Source organism: Cyanobacteria bacterium GSL.Bin1, assembly GCA_009909085.1.
Classification (GTDB): Bacteria; Cyanobacteriota; Cyanobacteriia; order Cyanobacteriales; family Rubidibacteraceae; genus Halothece.
The window spans coordinates 16,394-33,377 of the sequence record JAAANX010000066.1; the positions used below are offsets into that span (position 1 = coordinate 16,394).

Sequence of the window (16,984 nt, forward strand, 5' to 3'; positions counted from 1 at the left end):
ACCCAGCCATATCTAGCAAACGGCTCAATCGAAGTAAAATAACCACTGCGTAAAGGTTTGAGGCTATTTTTAGCTTACAATCGTTTAAGTCTCGTTAACTAAGAGCACCAACAAAGGACTCATCATTTCCCAAGCCAAAGGTGAAACTTAAATCAGCCCAACCGCCATCATGATCAGTATCGACCAAGAAACGGTTCCCTCGCCGCAAAATCACATCATCTCGACCATCACCAGCGATATTTCCCAGATAGAGCTGATCCTGAGCTGAGCCAAAGGTGAAACTTAAATCGGCCCAGCCGCCATCGTGATCAGTATCAACTAAGAAACGATTTCCTCGCCGCAAAATAATATCATCTTGACCATCACCATTGAGATCTCCGAGATAGAGCTGATCCTGAGCTGAGCCAAATTTGAAACTTACATCGGCCCAGCCGCCATCGTGATCAGTATCAACTAAGAAACGATTTCCTCGCCGCAAAATAATATCATCTCGACCATCACCAGCGAGATCTCCGAGATAGAGCTGATCCTGAGCTGAGCCAAATTTGAAACTTACATCGGCCCAACCGTCGTGATCAGTATCAACTAGAAATTGATTCCCTCGCCGCAAAATAATATCATCTCGACCATCACCAGCGAGATCTCCGAGATAGAGCTGATCCTGAGCTGAGCCAAAGGTGAAACTTAAATCGGCCCAACCGCCATCGTGATTAATATCGACCAAAAATTGATTTCCTCGCCGCAAAATGAGATCATCTTGACCATCACCAGCGAGATCTCCGAGATAGAGCTGATCCTGAGCTGAGCCAAAGGTGAAACTTAAATCGGCCCAGCCGCCATCGTGATCAGTATCGACCAAGAAACGGTTTCCTCGCCGCAAAATCATATCATCTCGACTATCACCAGCGATATTTCCGAGATAGAGCTGATCCTGAGCTGAGCCAAAGGTGAAACTTAAATCGGCCCAGCCGCCATCGTGATCAGTATCGACCAAGAAACGGTTTCCTCGCCGCAAAATCATATCATCTCGACTATCACCAGCGATATTTCCCAGATAGAGCTGATCCTGAGCTGAGCCAAAGGTGAAACTTAAATCGGCCCAGCCGCCATCGTGATCAGTATCGACCAAGAAACGGTTTCCTCGCCGCAAAATCATATCATCTTGACCATCACCATTGAGATCTCCCAGATAGAACTGATCCTGAGCTGAGCCAAAGGTGAAACTTAAATCGGCCCAGCCGCCATCGTGATCAGTATCGACCAAGAAACGGTTTCCTCGCCGCAAAATCACATCATCTCGACCATCACCAGCGATATTTCCCAGATAGAGCTGATCACGAGCTGAGCCAAAGGTGAAACTTAAATCGGCCCAGCCGCCATCGTGATCAGTATCAACCAAGAATTGATTTCCTCGCCGCAAAATCACATCATCTTGACCATCGGCAGCAATATCTCCCAGATAGAGCTGATCCTGAGCTGAGCCAAAGGTGAAACTTACATCGGCCCAGCCGCCATCGTGATCGGTATCGACCAAGAAACGGTTTCCTCGCCGCAAAATCACATCATCTTGATTGTTTGGATTAATAACCAAATCATCCCACCACAAATCGTAGGTATTACCAGAGCTATTGTAAGGATAAACTGCCAGGAAGTAGGTGCCGGCATTGGGAAGAATGGTATTGATGGCTTCGCTATCAGTGGTTGATTCGGAAGTGACCATCAAGTTACTATTAGCATTGTAAATAGCTAAGTCGATATCCCCGTCGGCATGTGCAAATTGAACCTTGACAGCTAGATTTTTGTAGCCTGGAGTGATGTCAATTTCATACCAGTCATTATCATTGGCAATTCCGATACCATTGAGGCTGCTAAGCCAAGTTTGTTCATGGGTACTTAGGTCGTAGGCAGTTATTCGCGTGTCGTTCTCTTCATAGGCATCGTCCTCAACTATTTCACGGCCTTCATCAAATCCATAAGAAATATAGTGCCGTGTTACTGCAGTTAAATCAGTACCGTAAGCAGCTTGTAAATCCTCATATTCATTGAGATAAGCAACTGGATCGAATAAATTGGTTGCCCTTCCTTCCCAGAACCCATGATTGATATAGTGTTGGGTCGCTGCTTCTAAGTCATAGCCATAAGCTTCAATTAAGTCCCCATGAGATGCTAAATAAATGTCTTCCTCGAAACTATCCCGGGACCGTCCTTCGTCAAAACCATATAGGATATAGTGATCAAGAGCTGATTCTGGATCGTTCCCATAAGCCCTGATGAGATCGGGATGAGAAGCTAGGTATTGGGTTGGGTTGAAGCGGTCAAGAGCGCGCCCTTCCCAGAACCCATGATTGATATAGTGTTGGGTTGCTGCTTCTAAGTCAGGGGCATAGACTCGCATTAAATCATCATGAGAAGCTAGATAGAGCTTTTCATGAAAACTATCCCGGGACCATCCTTGGTGGAAGCCCTCGAAGACAAAATGAAATGTAGCAAATCCAGGGTCATTCCCAGCGGTATAGATGAGGCCGGGATGAGAAGCTAGGTATTGAGAAGGATCAAATGCATCTAAAGCGCGCCCTTCGCTCGCACCATATTGGATGTAGTGTTGAGTTGCCAAAAAACCCGTGCCAAAAAATGTAATAAAAACGTTTTGAGAAGTCACTGGCAAAAATGGGGAGACATAAGCTTGCAGTAAGTCATCGTTGGAAGCTAAATAGAGGGTGTCGTTGAAACTATCTCCTGACCGTCCTTCGTCAATGCCATACTGGAGATAGTGGTATATACCTGCCAAAGGGTCATTGCCATAGACCTCAAGGACATCGGGATTAGAAGCTAGATAGCGAGACCCAGCATATAGATAAAGGAGGAATTCTTCGAAGCTAATTGGGTCAGTATCCACTTCCGGATTCGAAGTTGGAGCCGGAACCTGCCTTGAAGTTTGATCTAGGGGGTAGCAACCACCTGCGGAGAAACAGAGAGTATTTGTTCCTCCTGGAGTAGCGCGAACCCAAGCTTCATCAATCTGCCGTTCCCGAAAATTACGATAATTTGTTATTGCTGTGTCTTCACCTGCTTCTAAAATGCGACTCCAAGGTGTTTTAACCAACTCATTTCCTATCCATGTCCATTCTGCTGTTTCAACTTTCAGAGTCTGACCATTGATAGTGATAACCGAACTATCATCCTCTGCCTTGATCCTTTGCAACTCTTCCTCACTCAAATCAACACCTCGAACTAACGCAGAAAAAATCGCGCCTTCATCTCCCGGGCTATCCGAATCATTCAATTGCCGATCAATAGCGTGTCCAATTTCTTCTAAGACAACACTAATGATCACTTCACCATTGTCATCATTCTGAGTGATAAATTCCTGAGACAGGAAAATCGTATTAAGCGCTGCTGAATAAGCCCCATTTGCTCCTTTTAGGTTTGAGGACGATTCAAGCTCAACAGGAGGGAGCGCACTAAAATCTCCTACCTCCCAAGCAGCTTTAATCCTTGTCGTGTCAATTTCTTCGCCAAATGCTGTCTGCATACTGACCTCGAAATTTGGATGGACAGCAAACTGGCTTAACAAATCCTGAACTGAATTAAAAAGTTTTCCTGTAGGGAATGAATTGTCAGTAATATTGAGAGAACTATCCAACAATAATTCATTGCTCCAACCCACGATAGGATCTTGTTTACTCATCACTAACTCACGGCAGAACATCTACCTCAATCTCGGAGGAATCGATGAATACCGCGCCTCCACTGTATGTGTAGATTTTATAGGCAGTCTTATATAGCCCTTAACTGCAGCCTGATATGATGCAGATTCCAGCTTTCTTCCTGATTGATAAAGGACTATACTTTCCTATCTAGATCCTAGATCGGAAAATCCTGACAGCAGTTAGTTATGTGATAAAAGTATATGCAGCCTCATTAAATGTACTCAAAAATTGCTTCAAGTTGATAGCCTTAATCCTTTTTTTATTGTTGCCGATGGATAAAAGTTGAGTTCAGCCACTGGTAAAAAATTGTCTGCTTGTGTCGATAACAAGTAAACTACGTTAAAAAAGCACTTGCACCCAATTCCATGGATGACATTCAGATTCCAATTTTAGATTTAACCCTACAATATCAAGACATTCAAAATGAAATTCAAGAAGCGATTGATCGAGTGTTACGCTCCGGTCGCTTTATTCTGGGAGAAGAAGTAGCTGATTTTGAGCAAGCTGTTGCCGATTATCTTGGGGTGAAGCACGCCATTGGGGTTAATTCCGGAACTGATGCCCTAATCATTAGTTTACGCAGTTTGGGCATTGGCAAAGGGGATGAAGTCATTACAACGCCGTTTAGCTTTTTTGCTACTGCAGAATCGATTAGTCAAGTTGGCGCGACTCCGATTTTTGTGGATGTGGAATTAGAAACCTTTAATCTTAATCCCCGTAAAATTGTTCAAAAAATTACCCCTAACACCAAAGCCATCTTGCCTGTCCATTTATATGGCAATCCCGCAGCAATGGCACAAATTGCAGAGATTGCTAAAACCTATAACTTAAAAGTAATCGAAGATTGTGCGCAATCGTTTGGGGCAAAATATGAAGCTGATTGTGTGACGTGTCAACAAGCATGTTCCGAAACCATGCGTTTAGCTCAACAAGGGAAATTTACGGGAACGATTGGCGATATGGGAGCATTTTCCTTTTTTCCCACAAAGAATTTAGGGGCTTATGGTGATGGTGGGTTAATCGTTACAGATGATGACCATCTTGCTGAGTTAGCGAGGATGTTACGCGTGCATGGGGAACATCAGAAATATCATAATGAAATGTTCGGTTATAATTCCCGACTCGATGCCCTACAAGCCGCCATTCTCAAAGTGAAGTTAAAGTATATTGACCAATGGAATGAACAGCGACGACGAGTGGCGCAAGCTTATAATGAGCGGTTAAGTGCTCTGGAAAATCTGGTTACGCCAACCCTCAATAAAGGTCATGTTTTCCATCAGTATACCGTCAGAGTTTTAGAGGGAAAACGGGATCAGTTACGGGAAAATCTCAGTGCAGCAGGGATTGCAACCATGGTTTATTACCCGGTTTCCCAAGACCAGTTGCCGGTTTATGAGGGTCAATATGAAAAACTTCCTGTCAGTGAAGCCTTAACTCAGGAAGTTCTGAGTTTACCGATTTGGCCCGAACTCACCACTGCTCAAATTGACACCATTACTCAGGCGATTAAAACGCACTTGGCTTAGTTTTCGTTGTTACCGCCAACAACGACCTCTTTAATTCGTAAACTGGGACCCCCGCAGCCCACGGGTAAACCACTTTGTCCGCCTTTGCCACAACCGCCCGATTCATCCCAATAGAAGTCATTGCCAATGGCTTCGATATTGGCAAGGGTTTTGAAGACATTGCCGGAGAGGGTAACATCGCGCACCGGTTCGGCAAGTTTGCCATTGCGAATCATCCAGGCTTCCCCCGCAGAAAAGGTAAACATTTCGCCGTTGGTCATCCCTCCCAACCAGTTTTTGGCATAGACTCCCACGGGAATATCTTGCAATAATTGTTCGACGGGGGTTTCTCCCCGTTCAATCCAAGTGTTGGTCATGCGGACAAGGGGTGGATATTGATAGTCTAGGCAGCGAGCATTCCCCGTGGGACGTTCCCCTAATTTCCCTGCTGTTTCTCTCGAATGGAGTCGCCCCACTAACACCCCATCTTGAATCAGTTGCGTAGTTTCGGCGGGCGTTCCCTCATCATCCACTTGGTAACTCCCCCGATGTCCGGGAGGTGCTGCACCATCAAAAATCTGCAGGTTGCGGGGACCAAATTGTCGTCCCATCGTCATTACGTCTAATAAATCCGGGTTTTCATAGGTCATATCCGCTTCCGAGAGATGACCAAAGGCTTCATGGACAAATAACCCGCTGAGAATGGGATCAATGACAACGGTGTAAGTATCGCCAGTCACTGTCGGGAGACTCAGGTTTTTAACCGCCCTTTCTGCTGCGGTAATGACTTGCTGATCCAAATTCAGTAAATCCTGCCAGCCTTGACGAGACCCAGTGGTTTCCCGTCCGGTTTGTACCATTTCTCCGTCGCGCGCGATTGGACTCCGTCCATGCTTCGCAAACGCGCTAAATCTTGCCTCCAGATCCGTCCAACTTTGTTCCACTAATGTCCCTTCTGAGGTGGCAATTGTAACCCGTTGCGTGATGTCGCTATAACTCACACTGGTGGTGGTAATCCGGGGATCATACCCCTGCAAAAGCTGGTTGTAGTGATCGCAGAGGGCTTTTTTGTCAGCTAAGGGAATGTCTCGGGGATCGCCTGCGGGTAATGGCAGGGTGTAAACCCCTTCTATCGTGGGCACAGGGGCTAATGTCGTCTTTTGGGTCCCCACTAATCGGGCTGCCGCGATCGCGTCTTCTAGGCGCTCTTTCAGGGCGCTGAGGCGGTTAAAACTGGCAAACCCCCAACCCCCTTTATAGCAAACCCGCACTTGTCCCCCCACTGCCACTTCTTCACTCAGGGTTTCAATTTGATTGCCACGCAGGAGAATATCGGTGCTGTCTGATTCTTCCACGCGAATGAGAATAAAATCAGCGCGATCGCGATAGTTTTGAATAAAATCAGATAGGAGAGAGCGATAATTAGTCATTCGTTCTTTGTTGTTTGATTGATTGTATAAACTAGGCATCACGATAGGGCAACTCAACATCGCCCAAACGCGATCGCGCTTAACCGACAAGCTAATCATCATTTAATGGGTATCGAGTCATTAATTCCTCAAAAGTATAGGGACATTTTTTAGGGAGATCGAGTTGATATTCTCGCAAAACCCCTCGTCTGGCTCTTTCATATTGTTTAGGAAGATCGAGTTTATTCAAAAGAGTCTGAGTTAATCTATCTTCAATTTCATCTTGAAAATTATCCACTTCTTTGAGCCAATGATTACGAGGATAAATTTCTTGAGAATAATCCAGTTTGAGTCTGTGTTCGATAAGCCGTTTCAAGAAACGATTCACAGCGTTAAGTTTCTCATTTCCCAAGTCTTCTATCTCCTCTTTGAGATGTTCCCAATCAAGGGCTTCAATATTATGTTCCTCTAAAGCGCTTGCTTGAATCTTGGTCCATTCAAAAAAATCTGTTTCGTAAAGGTTAGTCATCGTTATTAGTCATTAGTCATTAGTCATTAGTCACTGGTCACTGCTTATGAAAGCGAATCCCGAGAAAAATATCGTAAATAAAGCCAAAGAACTCTTTTTTCCCGGCTAATAATCCTAACGACTGATAAGACCCCTTCTCGTCTAGTAAAGGCTTCATTTGATAGTAAGCCGGTTGATACTTATACCAGGGAATTGACGGCCAAAGATGATGGACCAGATGATAATTTTGCCCACAAATCAGCCAATTGAGAATCTTACTGGGATAAACCCGGGCATTTTTCCAGCGATCGCGTTCTTGAAAAGGACGATGGGGAAGATAGTCAAAAAATAAGCCTAACATCCACCCGACGACCAATGCTGCCGCAAACCAATAATTCACCAGATATTCAAAAAAACCGTACTGTAGAGATAAATAAACAATCAATCCCACTAGGGAACGACTGATAAACCACTCTAATAGCTCGTAGTTTTTCCACAAACGACGCTTGAAAAAGAACACCTCATGATAAAAAAAGCGGGCGGGAATAAAGAAAAGGGGTCCCCCTGTCGAAACAAAATGATCGGGATCGTTTTTCGGATCATTGACATGAGCATGGTGCTGTAAATGAACACGGGTAAAAACCGGAAACACAAACCCCAACATCAATGCTGTCCCATGCCCTAAAATGGTGTTAATGGCAAGATTACGATGCCCCGCGCGATGAGAGGCATCATGAATCACTGTTCCTGCTAGGTGCAGACAGAGAACATTGACACAAAAACAACACCAACCGGGCCAATCCCAGAGCCAGTAACCACAGTGAGATAAAATAAACAGTCCCCAAGCAATGAGAAACATCCAAACATTGACATTCCACCCCCCATCTGGATCAATATAATCTTTTGGTACTCGCAGTGATGGTTGCACCTGCACCATTTTTCCTTTTTCTCCTTTTATTCTCTTAATTTAGCTATTAATTTTTATTAAACTAATCTCATTTTCGCAAAAAATAGCTAAGAAGCAGCAAAAAGTTGCTCACGCGCCCGCTCTTCTAAAAAATCTGCTTCTTGGAGAATATCACACAACCGATTCTCTGTTTCTAATAAACAAGTATGACCACTCTCGGGTAAAACGACCACTTGCGATTGGGGAAAGTGTTCGGCTAATTCTTCTGCTTCTTCCACAGAAGGTAAGATTCGATCAGAACCGCCAGCCAGTAATAAGACTGGGGCAGGAATGTCTTGCAGGCGTTGGGAGTCAACATCAAATTCTTCCAACAGTGATAATCGCCAGCGGACGGTTTGGGGAGGCACTGATTTCATGGCATTGAGCAGGGCGCGGCGATCGCGCGGGGCAATCCGTGCCATCGCGGCTAAAAAAGGTAAAATCAGCACAGTTGAGGAGCGATAAATCGGTTCTGGCATCCAACCGGTTCCCATCGCCCCCCACGCTAAATAAGGGCGTTCACGAAAGGAAGACGCGGGATTGACTAAAATGACACGATGAAACAATTCAGGGGCTTGTTCCAAGAGTTTTAACGCCAAACATCCCCCAAAGGACTCCCCACACAAATAGGTAGTTTTTTCCGGTTTTTGCGCTTGTTCGGCAGCAATTAGGTCAATTACGGCACTGGCGAGTTCATCCCAGTCACTAAAGTTCGATTGGGGAATGGCAAGGGAACGCAGATCAAAACATTGGTCTAAGGTATCCGTTTGCGTGTGCAAGAGTTCTCCGGTGCCATCCATCCCCGGTAAAAAGACAAACAGCGGAGACTCGGGATGAAACGGTTTTGGGGTTAAAAAATGGGGTTGATGCGAGTGATTCAGCATAATGAGTTTGAATTAACAACCTCCCACTTGTAATAACTGTTTAATTTCGGTTTGGCAATAGCGGGTAATTTCCACAATGCCCTTTTTGGTTTGTTTGCCTTGATATTGGGCTTGACGTTTTGGTGTGATCCAGTAAGGACGACCAATGAGTAAATCGGCTCGTTCATAGACTACCATTGGGTGCAACGCCCACTGGTTAAATAGGGCTTCTGAGGGATCAAACCAGTGTAATATCTTTAGAGGAATGGTTGCGGTTACTTGTTCTTGCTGCGACGCGATCGCGACCGGTAAAACCGCTAAATTTGGAATATTGGAACGTAACAGTAAATGAGCAAATCCGGGTTGAAAGGAGCGCATTTCACGAGGGGCAGTTAAATCGACCATGGGTTCAGCCCCTTCCGGAAACACGGCTAACCAATTATTGGCACTGAGCAACTGTTTGCCCTCACGAACAAACGTCGGACCCCGTTCTGATTGATTGGCCAAAGGGAAACAACCGAGTAACGTCACCATTTCCCGTAACAATGGCACCTGGCCCATATAGTGATGGCAAGCGGTGCGTAACGGGTGTCCTAATCCCACCATCAGCATCATCGGATCCATAAAACTTCGATGGTTGCTCACCACTACCACCGCAGCATCTTGAGGAATGCGGTTTTCAAAATAGACAAAAACTTGTGTTCCCAAGGCTTGCAGCAACCCTTGAGAGAGATTGAGCGGTCGATTAGATACCATGACCTTCCTTGGAATCAGCAACCATAACTTAAAGAATCTTAACGTTTTATTTCAATGTTAGCGAATTTTTTAATTATTTTTACAACTGATTGAATTGACGTTACCTCTAACATCTCTTAAGGTAGAGCTATTCTTTCTTACGTTTCGCTATAATTTCATTTGATTTGATTGTAAAATTAAATCATCATCAGACCAAGTTATAAAATTCATAAGCGGGATCAATACGGGGAATCAAAACCTAAAAAAAAATTGAAATCCTGTTGTTTCTCTCACTTAAAATACCTCTAAAAACCCCTTTAATAACTATCAAATTACGATTCTTGTCCCCTTAATTACAACGTGGAGCCGATAATAAAAATCTAATACATTTGTATGTTTGAACAAAAACCAAATAACACCTTTTCTTTAACGACGCCCCTTTACTACGTTAATGATGTTCCCCATATTGGTAGTGCTTATACCACGATGGCTGCGGACGCGATCGCGCGCTTTCAACGGTTACAGGGGAAAGACGTTTTATTTATTACCGGCACCGATGAACATGGACAAAAAATTCAACGGACTGCCGAAGAAAAAGGGCTTTCTCCCCAAGAACAATGCGACAAAGTTGCCGCTAGTTTCGATCATTTGTGGCAAAAGCTAAACATTCAATATAATCGCTTTAGCCGCACCACCTCGGAACGTCATGAAGCGATTGTTAAAGAATTTTTCCAACGGGTTTGGGAAAATAATGATATCTATCTTGCTCAAAAACAAGGGTGGTACTGCGTTTCTTGTGAAGAGTTTAAAGAAGAAAGAGAACTCATTGACGAGGGATACTGTCCGATCCACATTAATAAAAAAGCAGAATGGCGGGATGAAGAAAACTACTTTTTTCGCCTTTCTAAATACCAAAAAGAACTAGAAACCCTTTATCAGAAACATCCTGAGTTCATCCAACCCAATAGCCGTCGCAAGGAAGTTCTCAACTTCGTGCAACAAGGGTTGCAAGACTTCTCCATTTCTCGGGTCAATCTCGATTGGGGGATCGAAGTGCCTACCAATCCTAAACACACCATTTATGTTTGGTTTGACGCCCTCCTCGGGTATGTCACTGCCCTGCTTGACCCCGAACAAGAACCGACCCTAGACAATGCCCTTTCTCGCTGGTGGCCCATGGATATCCATCTCATCGGGAAAGATATTTTACGCTTCCATGCGGTTTATTGGCCAGCAATGTTGATGTCGGCTGGGGTAGCGCTACCGAAAAAAGTCTTTGGTCACGGCTTTTTAACCAAAGATGGGCAAAAAATGGGCAAAAGCCTCGGTAATACCCTCGATCCCATCGCGTTGCTCGATCGCTATGGCGCCGATGCCGTTCGTTATTATTTTCTGCGAGAAATTGAATTTGGGCAAGATGGCGACTTCAATGAAACCCGTTTTGTCAATGTCTTGAACGCGGATCTAGCCAATGATTTTGGGAACTTACTCAATCGCACCCTGAAAATGGCGAAAAAATACTGTGGTAATCAAGTGCCGAACTTAAAAGGAGAAGCGATTCCTGCGGATCATCCGTTGAAAGCCATCGGCACTGACCTCAGCGATCGCGTGAGCGAGGCCTATAATCAGCTTAGTTTCAGCCAAGCTTGCAAAGCGATTATCAACTTGGTCACCACCAGCAATAAATACATTGATGAACAAGCCCCCTGGAGTTTGTATAAACAAGGGGAACAAACGCAAGTGGAGACAGTCCTCTATAGTATTCTCGAATCCATTCGTTTAAGTGCATATCTTCTGTCTCCCATTACGCCAACGCTGAGTACTGAAATTTATCAGCAACTTGGATTTACAATTGACTTTAATCAACCTTCATCTTTTAATCAAGAAACATCTTTCAAAACACATCAATGTTGGGGGATTTTACCTCCCCTACAGTCGCTGGGAGAAGCAAAACCCGTATTTTTACGGTTAGAACTTCCTGAAGAAAATCTGTTATAAACTTCCATCTGCTTTCACTTTTGGGTAAGGTAGATGTAAATCACCTTTTTATAAATCAACTTTTTTCATAAACTGGCTTAATTAAATAAAAATGAGGATAAAAAAATGTTGGAAAACTTTGATCACGATCCGGTGTTTACACCGAAGCAAATTTTAGAGAATCGTGGTCGGGTTGCGATTTTTATTGATGGATCTAACTTGTTTTATGCCGCTTTACAGCTGGGCATAGAAATAGATTACACCAAATTATTATCTTGCCTGACCTCTGGTTCTCGCTTATTACGTTCCTTTTTTTATACAGGCGTTGATTGTACCAATGAAAAGCAACAGGGTTTTTTACTCTGGATGCGTCGCAATGGCTATCGCGTCATTGCTAAAGATTTAGTCCAACTTCCTGATGGTTCTAAAAAAGCAAATTTAGATGTCGAAATTGCTGTTGATATGATGGCTTTAGTGGGGAAATATGATACAGCGATTTTGGTTAGTGGTGATGGTGATTTAGCTTACGCGGTTGATGCAGTTAGCTACCGTGGCGCAAGAGTGGAAGTGGTTAGTTTGCGTTCGATGACCAGTGATAGCTTGATTAATGTGGCAGACCGCTATATTGACTTGGATCAAATTCAAGAAGATATCCAGAAGCCCCCTAAGTCTAATAATCACAACGCTTCTCCGCCTCCCTATCGCCCGTTACCAACCTTAATTTTTGATGAAGACTCGTCCGGATAATTATGTTTTGGCAACCCTGATTATTCTCCGGTTGCTGTTGCGAAAAACAACAGCTTGGCTATTAATTGGGGTGCTTTTTTTGAGTCTCTCAGCTTGTCGGAACAATCAGCAAGACGCTGATCCCGACTCAGAGACAGCCACAGCAGAAGAAACCATAGAAGAACAACTTATTTTAGAAAATGCGACGTTAAATCAAGTTGATTCTGAGGGGAATACTCTTTGGAAACTGCAAGTAAAACGGGTCGTTTATCGGCAAGATAATCAAAATGCCGAACTTGAACAAGTAGCCGGTGAACTATATCAAGAAGGAGAAATTTTCCTCAAGATACAAGCGAATCAAGGCAAAATTATTAATAATGGGACCCAGGTTAATTTAGAAGGAGAGGTAGTTGCCACTGATCCCCGCAATGGTGCAACCTTAAATACTCAAGCAGTGGAATGGTCCCCTGAAGAACAGTTATTAGTGATTCCGCAAGCGTTACGGGGTCAACACCCTCGCTTTAATGTCACCGCTGATCGAGGGAAATACTACACCGATCGAGAAGAATTAGAATTAATTGGCAATGTGGAAGGGATTTCTGAAGATCCGCCACTCCAGTTAGAAGGTAAAAAGTTCAATTGGTTAATTCCGCAAGAAAGAGTTCGCAGCGAACAGCCCTTACAAGTGGATCGCTATGACCCCGAAACAGAAACAATTCGCGATCGCGTTACGGCAAATTCGGGTGAGGTTAAGTTAGGGGAAAAAATTGTTTTCCTCGAAGATAATGTGGAATTTAAGTCCAGCGATCCCCCTCTCCAAGCCGCGAGTAATGCCATTACTTGGGATGTGGAAAAGAAAGTGATTACCAGTAGTAAGCCGATTCAAGTGGTACAAACCGAGAATAAGGTTACCCTCACCGGGAACCAAGGCAAAATTGACTTAAACACCGAAATTGCCCAATTTCAAGGAGGGGTGAAAGGCGTGAGTCAAGCGAACCAAGCCACCCTCTTTGCCAACCGCCTGCGCTGGAATCTTCCCACACAAGAAATGGAAGCAGAAGGAAACGTGATTTATCAACAAAATGATCCACCACTGACCAGTAAAGGCGAAAAAGCCAGTGGTATTTTGAATGAAGAAAATATTGTTGTTCAAGGGAATCAAGAACAACGAGTGACCACAGAAATTGTCCCTTAGTTAGAGGATTTTTTAGCATAATAAGATTCCTTCATGTTGACATAAAGGACATAATATAAGGCTAAAATTTGTAGGGGAATAATCATGACATATCCCTTGATAAACAAAGGAATAGTAAGCTGAGAGAACGTCGTAAAATAAGCGGCTCCTCCCAGAGCAATCATCGCTTTTACCAGTAAGTTTTTGCGCTTACGATTGAAATTTAACATTCAGACCTCTGCTTGACTGTAGAATTGCATCACCTCCCACTACATTAATAGCAGAAGGAAACAGTAGAATTCAAGCTAAAACCACCCTTTTTTATTCTCAATATAAATTTGTTCAAACTCTTCATCCGTTTTAGTCAGGTAAATAATGCCCTCCACTAAACCAATAACACCGACAATAGGAGAAGCAAAGCCACAGGTGAGTAAACTAACTAGTAACATAATGATTCCTTCTGTATTATAACCGAGTATAAACTTATGAATTCCGAGAGCTCCCAGAATAATTCCTAAAATGCCGACAACAATTTTTTTACTATTCGTTTCGCTAGAATTGGGACTGTTCATAATTGAGTATTTCCTATAAATTAACTGGACAATAAACACTTAAATGAAGTTTCCTAAGGGGGAATTTTCAAAGCTACTCGCTAATTCCCCTGATAAAAATAAAAGATACAACCGGAAACAATGATAACTTAAAAGCATCCCTAGGAAACTCATTTGAGCGGTGCGATTACGCAATAATTTAACATAAAAAGTTACCAGAGAACGGCGCAATAATAATTCTAAAATAAGATGAATACAAGTGAGAAGTAGGGCGAAGAAGAGAAAGGGACCCAATAAATGATAATTCAGGGCTTCTATGAAATTATTCTGAGCAACCGCCATAAAGGATCGAGTCAGTCCACATCCCGGACAAGGAATTCCAGTAGTAGCAAGAAACAGACATTGGAAAGGAGAACTGGCTTCGGTATGACTGAAAAAAAACGATCCAATCAATGGAGAGGTACAAAGACTAAGAGTGAAGTAACGCTTTAATCGTTCTCGTTTTTTTAAGTGAAAATACAGTCGTAACATTTAAGAAAAAATCGTCCCAATTTACACTCTTTTTTTTAGGACATATTTAGTGTATCAGAGTCGGAGTTCTGATTGAATCAGAATTAATCTGTAGACTCACTGCTGTTGATTTATTCCCTAGCCTCTAGCGTTATCCCTAAATTGAATTAACACGAATTTAGATTAAGAATGTATTGGGCAACGCGAGATGCTGCGCCGGGTTTTCCCATTCTGTGTTTGCCATTATCGGCAATGAGTTGTAGGCGATTGGGGTCAGTCAATAACCCTTGGCAAACATCAGCTGCTTGAGCGGGTTTTTGCACTAAAATAACGGAGGGACCCAGGAGGCGGGTTTGGGCTTCGGCGAAAGCAGCAGTATATTGAGGACCCCTTCCCGGAATTGCAATCACCGGCTTTCCTAAGCCAACACATTGTTCGGTAGCCGTTCCTGCCATGGCAATGGCAAAATCACAAGCGTGTAAGCAACTGTGATAAGCATTTTGGGTGAGAAATAAGGGTGTCACCCCTTGTTGAAAACCTAAGCCTTGTTGATCTTGAATGGGAGTTGTAACAGATAAGCTTGAATTTTCTTGCCATCCTCTGGCTTGTAATTGCTCACAAAATGAATCGAAATTGAGGCTAGGCGCGATCGCGCCCAAAAAGCAGAGTTTACTCTGGGTTTCACGCTGGATGATACTCTCTACGACGTCTAAAATTAATTGCCAATTTCTCTCTGTTTCGGGAGAACGAGAACCGGTTAGGAGTAAAATGCGCAGCGATCGCTCTGATGCCTCTCATAGGGGAAATTCTGGCACTAATCCATCCATCATTGGATTGCCAAAATCATAAGCGGGAATCCCAAATGTCTGTAACACTTGCGTCGTTAAGGCATCCCGGGGAAATACACCTTGACAGCGACGACTTTTCATCAAGCAACGTTCCCAAGGGAGATAGACCGACCCCATTCTCCGTTCCCAACGGGAAGTATTGGGTAGCCAACCTCCCTCATCTCGTAAATAATATTCGGACTTAGCGGTGCCCACAAACACATAATCTGCGCCACTGAACCAGGCAAATAGTAAGGGGACAATATCTCCCACCGCGAGAAGCTATCCCCTCTGGTTTTGCCCACCGTCGTACCGCTTTCAGTTGCGCTAAAGTTAACGCAATCAGTCCCCCGCGGACATCTCGCCACAACTCTTTCGCATCCATGTAAATAAACCCTCCCGAAGGCATGGTTTTTCTGGGCATCAGTAAAGGAATGCGCGATCGCTGATAGGCTAATCCATCACCAACAATGGGCAAAGCCGTAATTTCTACCGATTGAGTTTGCTGATGCAACGCCTCAATGATCCTAACGGCAATAACATCTTCACCATGACCATTGCTGAGACAGAGTAATTTCAAAATTTGATTGTTGCTTTTATGTGGATCTTGCTTCTCTAAATTATCATTATTCTTAAAAACGAGTTAACCGCTCTTTGTAACGAATCTGGATCAATATGATGTCTGCGAATCATACCCGAACGCGGATCTTTTGAGCAATGATTAGCCGCTTAATATAATAGAGATAAGACTTTTCTGTTTTAAGACTCATCTGCTTAAGAGGCAATGTGCGGCGTACTCGCTCTAACAGGCGAGGTTGGTGGGGGTCGTTCATCTGCAAATTTAGGAAAACTAATTCACATATAGTGCTAAATCGCTTGATAGAGAGAATTGGAAACATGAAATATATCCACGTTGCTCGAAATGGATTGGATATGGCCCATAGTAGAAACCAGAATCAACTAAGATTATGGGGAAGGTATTTTATAAACGAAGAATTTGATGTAACGCCATACTACTCTCTTAAATACTGGTGCATTGTTCATAAGCGGGTAATTCGCATAGGCGAATCTATGAAGGACAATTTCTTGTTTCTTAATTATGATCACTTTTGTGTAAATCCGAAGGAAGGAATAAAGCAGTTGTTAGATTTCCTCGGTAAGGAGTCAAATTCGTTAATGACCCAGCTTATGGCATTGGTCAAGCGACCAGATTCAATGGGTAGATTTCGGCAACATGGCACAGAGATGTTTACAGAAGAAGATATAGCATTTGTTAAATCTCTAGGATTCGATGTCAACGGCAGCTAACCCGGCGCTCAACCCGACCGCCTTGGAGCGGTAGCGAAAAGGCGGCGGGTTAGCTTGACGTTAGGCAGCTTGATTACTTGATAAGGTCGGATCCTGAATTTCTCTCTAAGATTAGTGACATCTTCCCATCGTTCATCCTACGGATAGAACGCGGGCTTCTCCATCTCGTTTCCGAGACTTCGCGTTTTTAAGTGAGGCGAGGCCCAACCCCACTTTCTTAATTAAAATTCCTGAG

14 protein-coding genes and 1 pseudogene are annotated in these 16,984 nt (G+C 43.7%); 5 read left to right on the forward strand and 10 right to left on the reverse strand.

The genetic code is table 11. The features are described 5' to 3' along the window. Positions 1 to 94: 94 nt before the first annotated feature. Entirely contained in the window at positions 95 to 3,688 is a 3,594-nt protein-coding gene (locus tag GVY04_08490; GenBank protein ID NBD16172.1) for a hypothetical protein, read from the reverse strand. A gap of 396 nt (positions 3,689 to 4,084) precedes the next feature. Here GVY04_08490 and GVY04_08495 point away from each other — a divergent pair, with 396 nt between their 5' ends. Then, complete coding sequence (locus GVY04_08495) at positions 4,085 to 5,236, forward strand: erythromycin biosynthesis sensory transduction protein eryC1 (GenBank protein NBD16173.1); 1,152 nt, start codon at positions 4,085 to 4,087, stop codon at positions 5,234 to 5,236. Here the strand turns inward: GVY04_08495 and GVY04_08500 are convergent. The 5 genes from GVY04_08500 to GVY04_08520 form a co-directional block, all read right to left on the reverse strand. Beyond that, entirely contained in the window at positions 5,233 to 6,645 is a 1,413-nt protein-coding gene (locus tag GVY04_08500) for a hypothetical protein (GenBank protein ID NBD16174.1), read from the reverse strand. The two genes, GVY04_08495 and GVY04_08500, sit on opposite strands and share 4 nt — an antisense overlap. A 91-nt stretch (positions 6,646 to 6,736) precedes the next feature. Next, a complete protein-coding gene (locus tag GVY04_08505; protein NBD16175.1) occupies positions 6,737 to 7,153 on the reverse strand; it encodes a DUF29 family protein in 417 nt (138 codons plus the stop codon). 37 nt (positions 7,154 to 7,190) lie between these two features. Beyond that, positions 7,191 to 8,069, reverse strand: a complete 879-nt coding sequence (locus GVY04_08510) for a beta-carotene hydroxylase (protein ID NBD16176.1) — start codon at positions 8,067 to 8,069, stop codon at positions 7,191 to 7,193. Between the two features lie 77 nt (positions 8,070 to 8,146). Beyond that, positions 8,147 to 8,962 (reverse strand): alpha/beta fold hydrolase, encoded by an 816-nt coding sequence (locus tag GVY04_08515; protein ID NBD16177.1) that lies wholly within the window; start codon positions 8,960 to 8,962, stop codon positions 8,147 to 8,149. Between the two features lie 12 nt (positions 8,963 to 8,974). Next, entirely contained in the window at positions 8,975 to 9,697 is a 723-nt protein-coding gene (locus GVY04_08520; protein ID NBD16178.1) for a 1-acyl-sn-glycerol-3-phosphate acyltransferase, read from the reverse strand. Positions 9,698 to 10,069: 372 nt separating this feature from the next. On the opposite strand from GVY04_08520, the gene GVY04_08525 reads away from it, so the two are divergent. The 3 genes from GVY04_08525 to lptC all read left to right on the forward strand — a co-directional run bounded on the left by GVY04_08525 (position 10,070) and on the right by lptC (position 13,574). Beyond that, positions 10,070 to 11,674 carry a methionine--tRNA ligase gene (locus tag GVY04_08525; protein NBD16179.1) on the forward strand — a complete coding sequence of 535 codons (1,605 nt, stop codon included), beginning with the start codon at positions 10,070 to 10,072 and terminating at the stop codon, positions 11,672 to 11,674. A 105-nt stretch (positions 11,675 to 11,779) separates the two neighbouring features. Next, the gene (locus GVY04_08530) at positions 11,780 to 12,400 is read left to right on the forward strand and encodes an NYN domain-containing protein (protein ID NBD16180.1); all 621 of its coding nucleotides are present in this window, start codon (positions 11,780 to 11,782) and stop codon (positions 12,398 to 12,400) included. Further along, entirely contained in the window at positions 12,381 to 13,574 is a 1,194-nt protein-coding gene (lptC, locus tag GVY04_08535; GenBank protein NBD16181.1) for an LPS export ABC transporter periplasmic protein LptC, read from the forward strand. Before GVY04_08530 ends, lptC begins: the two co-directional genes overlap by 20 nt. On the opposite strand, the gene GVY04_08540 is transcribed toward lptC, so the two are convergent. From GVY04_08540 to GVY04_08555, 4 genes and pseudogenes are all read right to left on the reverse strand, one after another. After that, positions 13,571 to 13,783 (reverse strand): hypothetical protein, encoded by a 213-nt coding sequence (locus GVY04_08540; GenBank protein NBD16182.1) that lies wholly within the window; start codon positions 13,781 to 13,783, stop codon positions 13,571 to 13,573. The genes lptC and GVY04_08540 overlap by 4 nt on opposite strands. A gap of 75 nt (positions 13,784 to 13,858) precedes the next feature. Further along, positions 13,859 to 14,125 carry an NINE protein gene (locus tag GVY04_08545; GenBank protein NBD16183.1) on the reverse strand — a complete coding sequence of 89 codons (267 nt, stop codon included), beginning with the start codon at positions 14,123 to 14,125 and terminating at the stop codon, positions 13,859 to 13,861. Between the two features lie 39 nt (positions 14,126 to 14,164). Continuing rightward, positions 14,165 to 14,635 (reverse strand): DUF2752 domain-containing protein, encoded by a 471-nt coding sequence (locus GVY04_08550; protein ID NBD16184.1) that lies wholly within the window; start codon positions 14,633 to 14,635, stop codon positions 14,165 to 14,167. Between the two features lie 146 nt (positions 14,636 to 14,781). After that, positions 14,782 to 16,021: pseudogene (locus tag GVY04_08555) on the reverse strand (hypothetical protein). A gap of 284 nt (positions 16,022 to 16,305) precedes the next feature. On the opposite strand from GVY04_08555, the gene GVY04_08560 reads away from it, so the two are divergent. Beyond that, on the forward strand, positions 16,306 to 16,749 hold the full coding sequence (locus GVY04_08560) for a hypothetical protein (GenBank protein ID NBD16185.1): 444 nt from the start codon (positions 16,306 to 16,308) through the stop codon (positions 16,747 to 16,749). Positions 16,750 to 16,984: the final 235 nt, after the last annotated feature.

Coding starts and splice junctions, on each gene's coding strand:
- GVY04_08490 (NBD16172.1), bottom strand. CDS start 3,688: ATGAGTAAACAAGATCCTATCGTGGGTTGGAGCAATGAATTATTGTTG.
- GVY04_08500 (NBD16174.1), bottom strand. CDS start 6,645: ATGACTAATTATCGCTCTCTCCTATCTGATTTTATTCAAAACTATCGC.
- GVY04_08505 (NBD16175.1), bottom strand. CDS start 7,153: ATGACTAACCTTTACGAAACAGATTTTTTTGAATGGACCAAGATTCAA.
- GVY04_08510 (NBD16176.1), bottom strand. CDS start 8,069: ATGGTGCAGGTGCAACCATCACTGCGAGTACCAAAAGATTATATTGAT.
- GVY04_08515 (NBD16177.1), bottom strand. CDS start 8,962: ATGCTGAATCACTCGCATCAACCCCATTTTTTAACCCCAAAACCGTTT.
- GVY04_08520 (NBD16178.1), bottom strand. CDS start 9,697: ATGGTATCTAATCGACCGCTCAATCTCTCTCAAGGGTTGCTGCAAGCC.
- GVY04_08525 (NBD16179.1), top strand. CDS start 10,070: ATGTTTGAACAAAAACCAAATAACACCTTTTCTTTAACGACGCCCCTT.
- GVY04_08530 (NBD16180.1), top strand. CDS start 11,780: ATGTTGGAAAACTTTGATCACGATCCGGTGTTTACACCGAAGCAAATT.
- lptC (NBD16181.1), top strand. CDS start 12,381: ATGAAGACTCGTCCGGATAATTATGTTTTGGCAACCCTGATTATTCTC.
- GVY04_08540 (NBD16182.1), bottom strand. CDS start 13,783: ATGTTAAATTTCAATCGTAAGCGCAAAAACTTACTGGTAAAAGCGATG.
- GVY04_08545 (NBD16183.1), bottom strand. CDS start 14,125: ATGAACAGTCCCAATTCTAGCGAAACGAATAGTAAAAAAATTGTTGTC.
- GVY04_08550 (NBD16184.1), bottom strand. CDS start 14,635: ATGTTACGACTGTATTTTCACTTAAAAAAACGAGAACGATTAAAGCGT.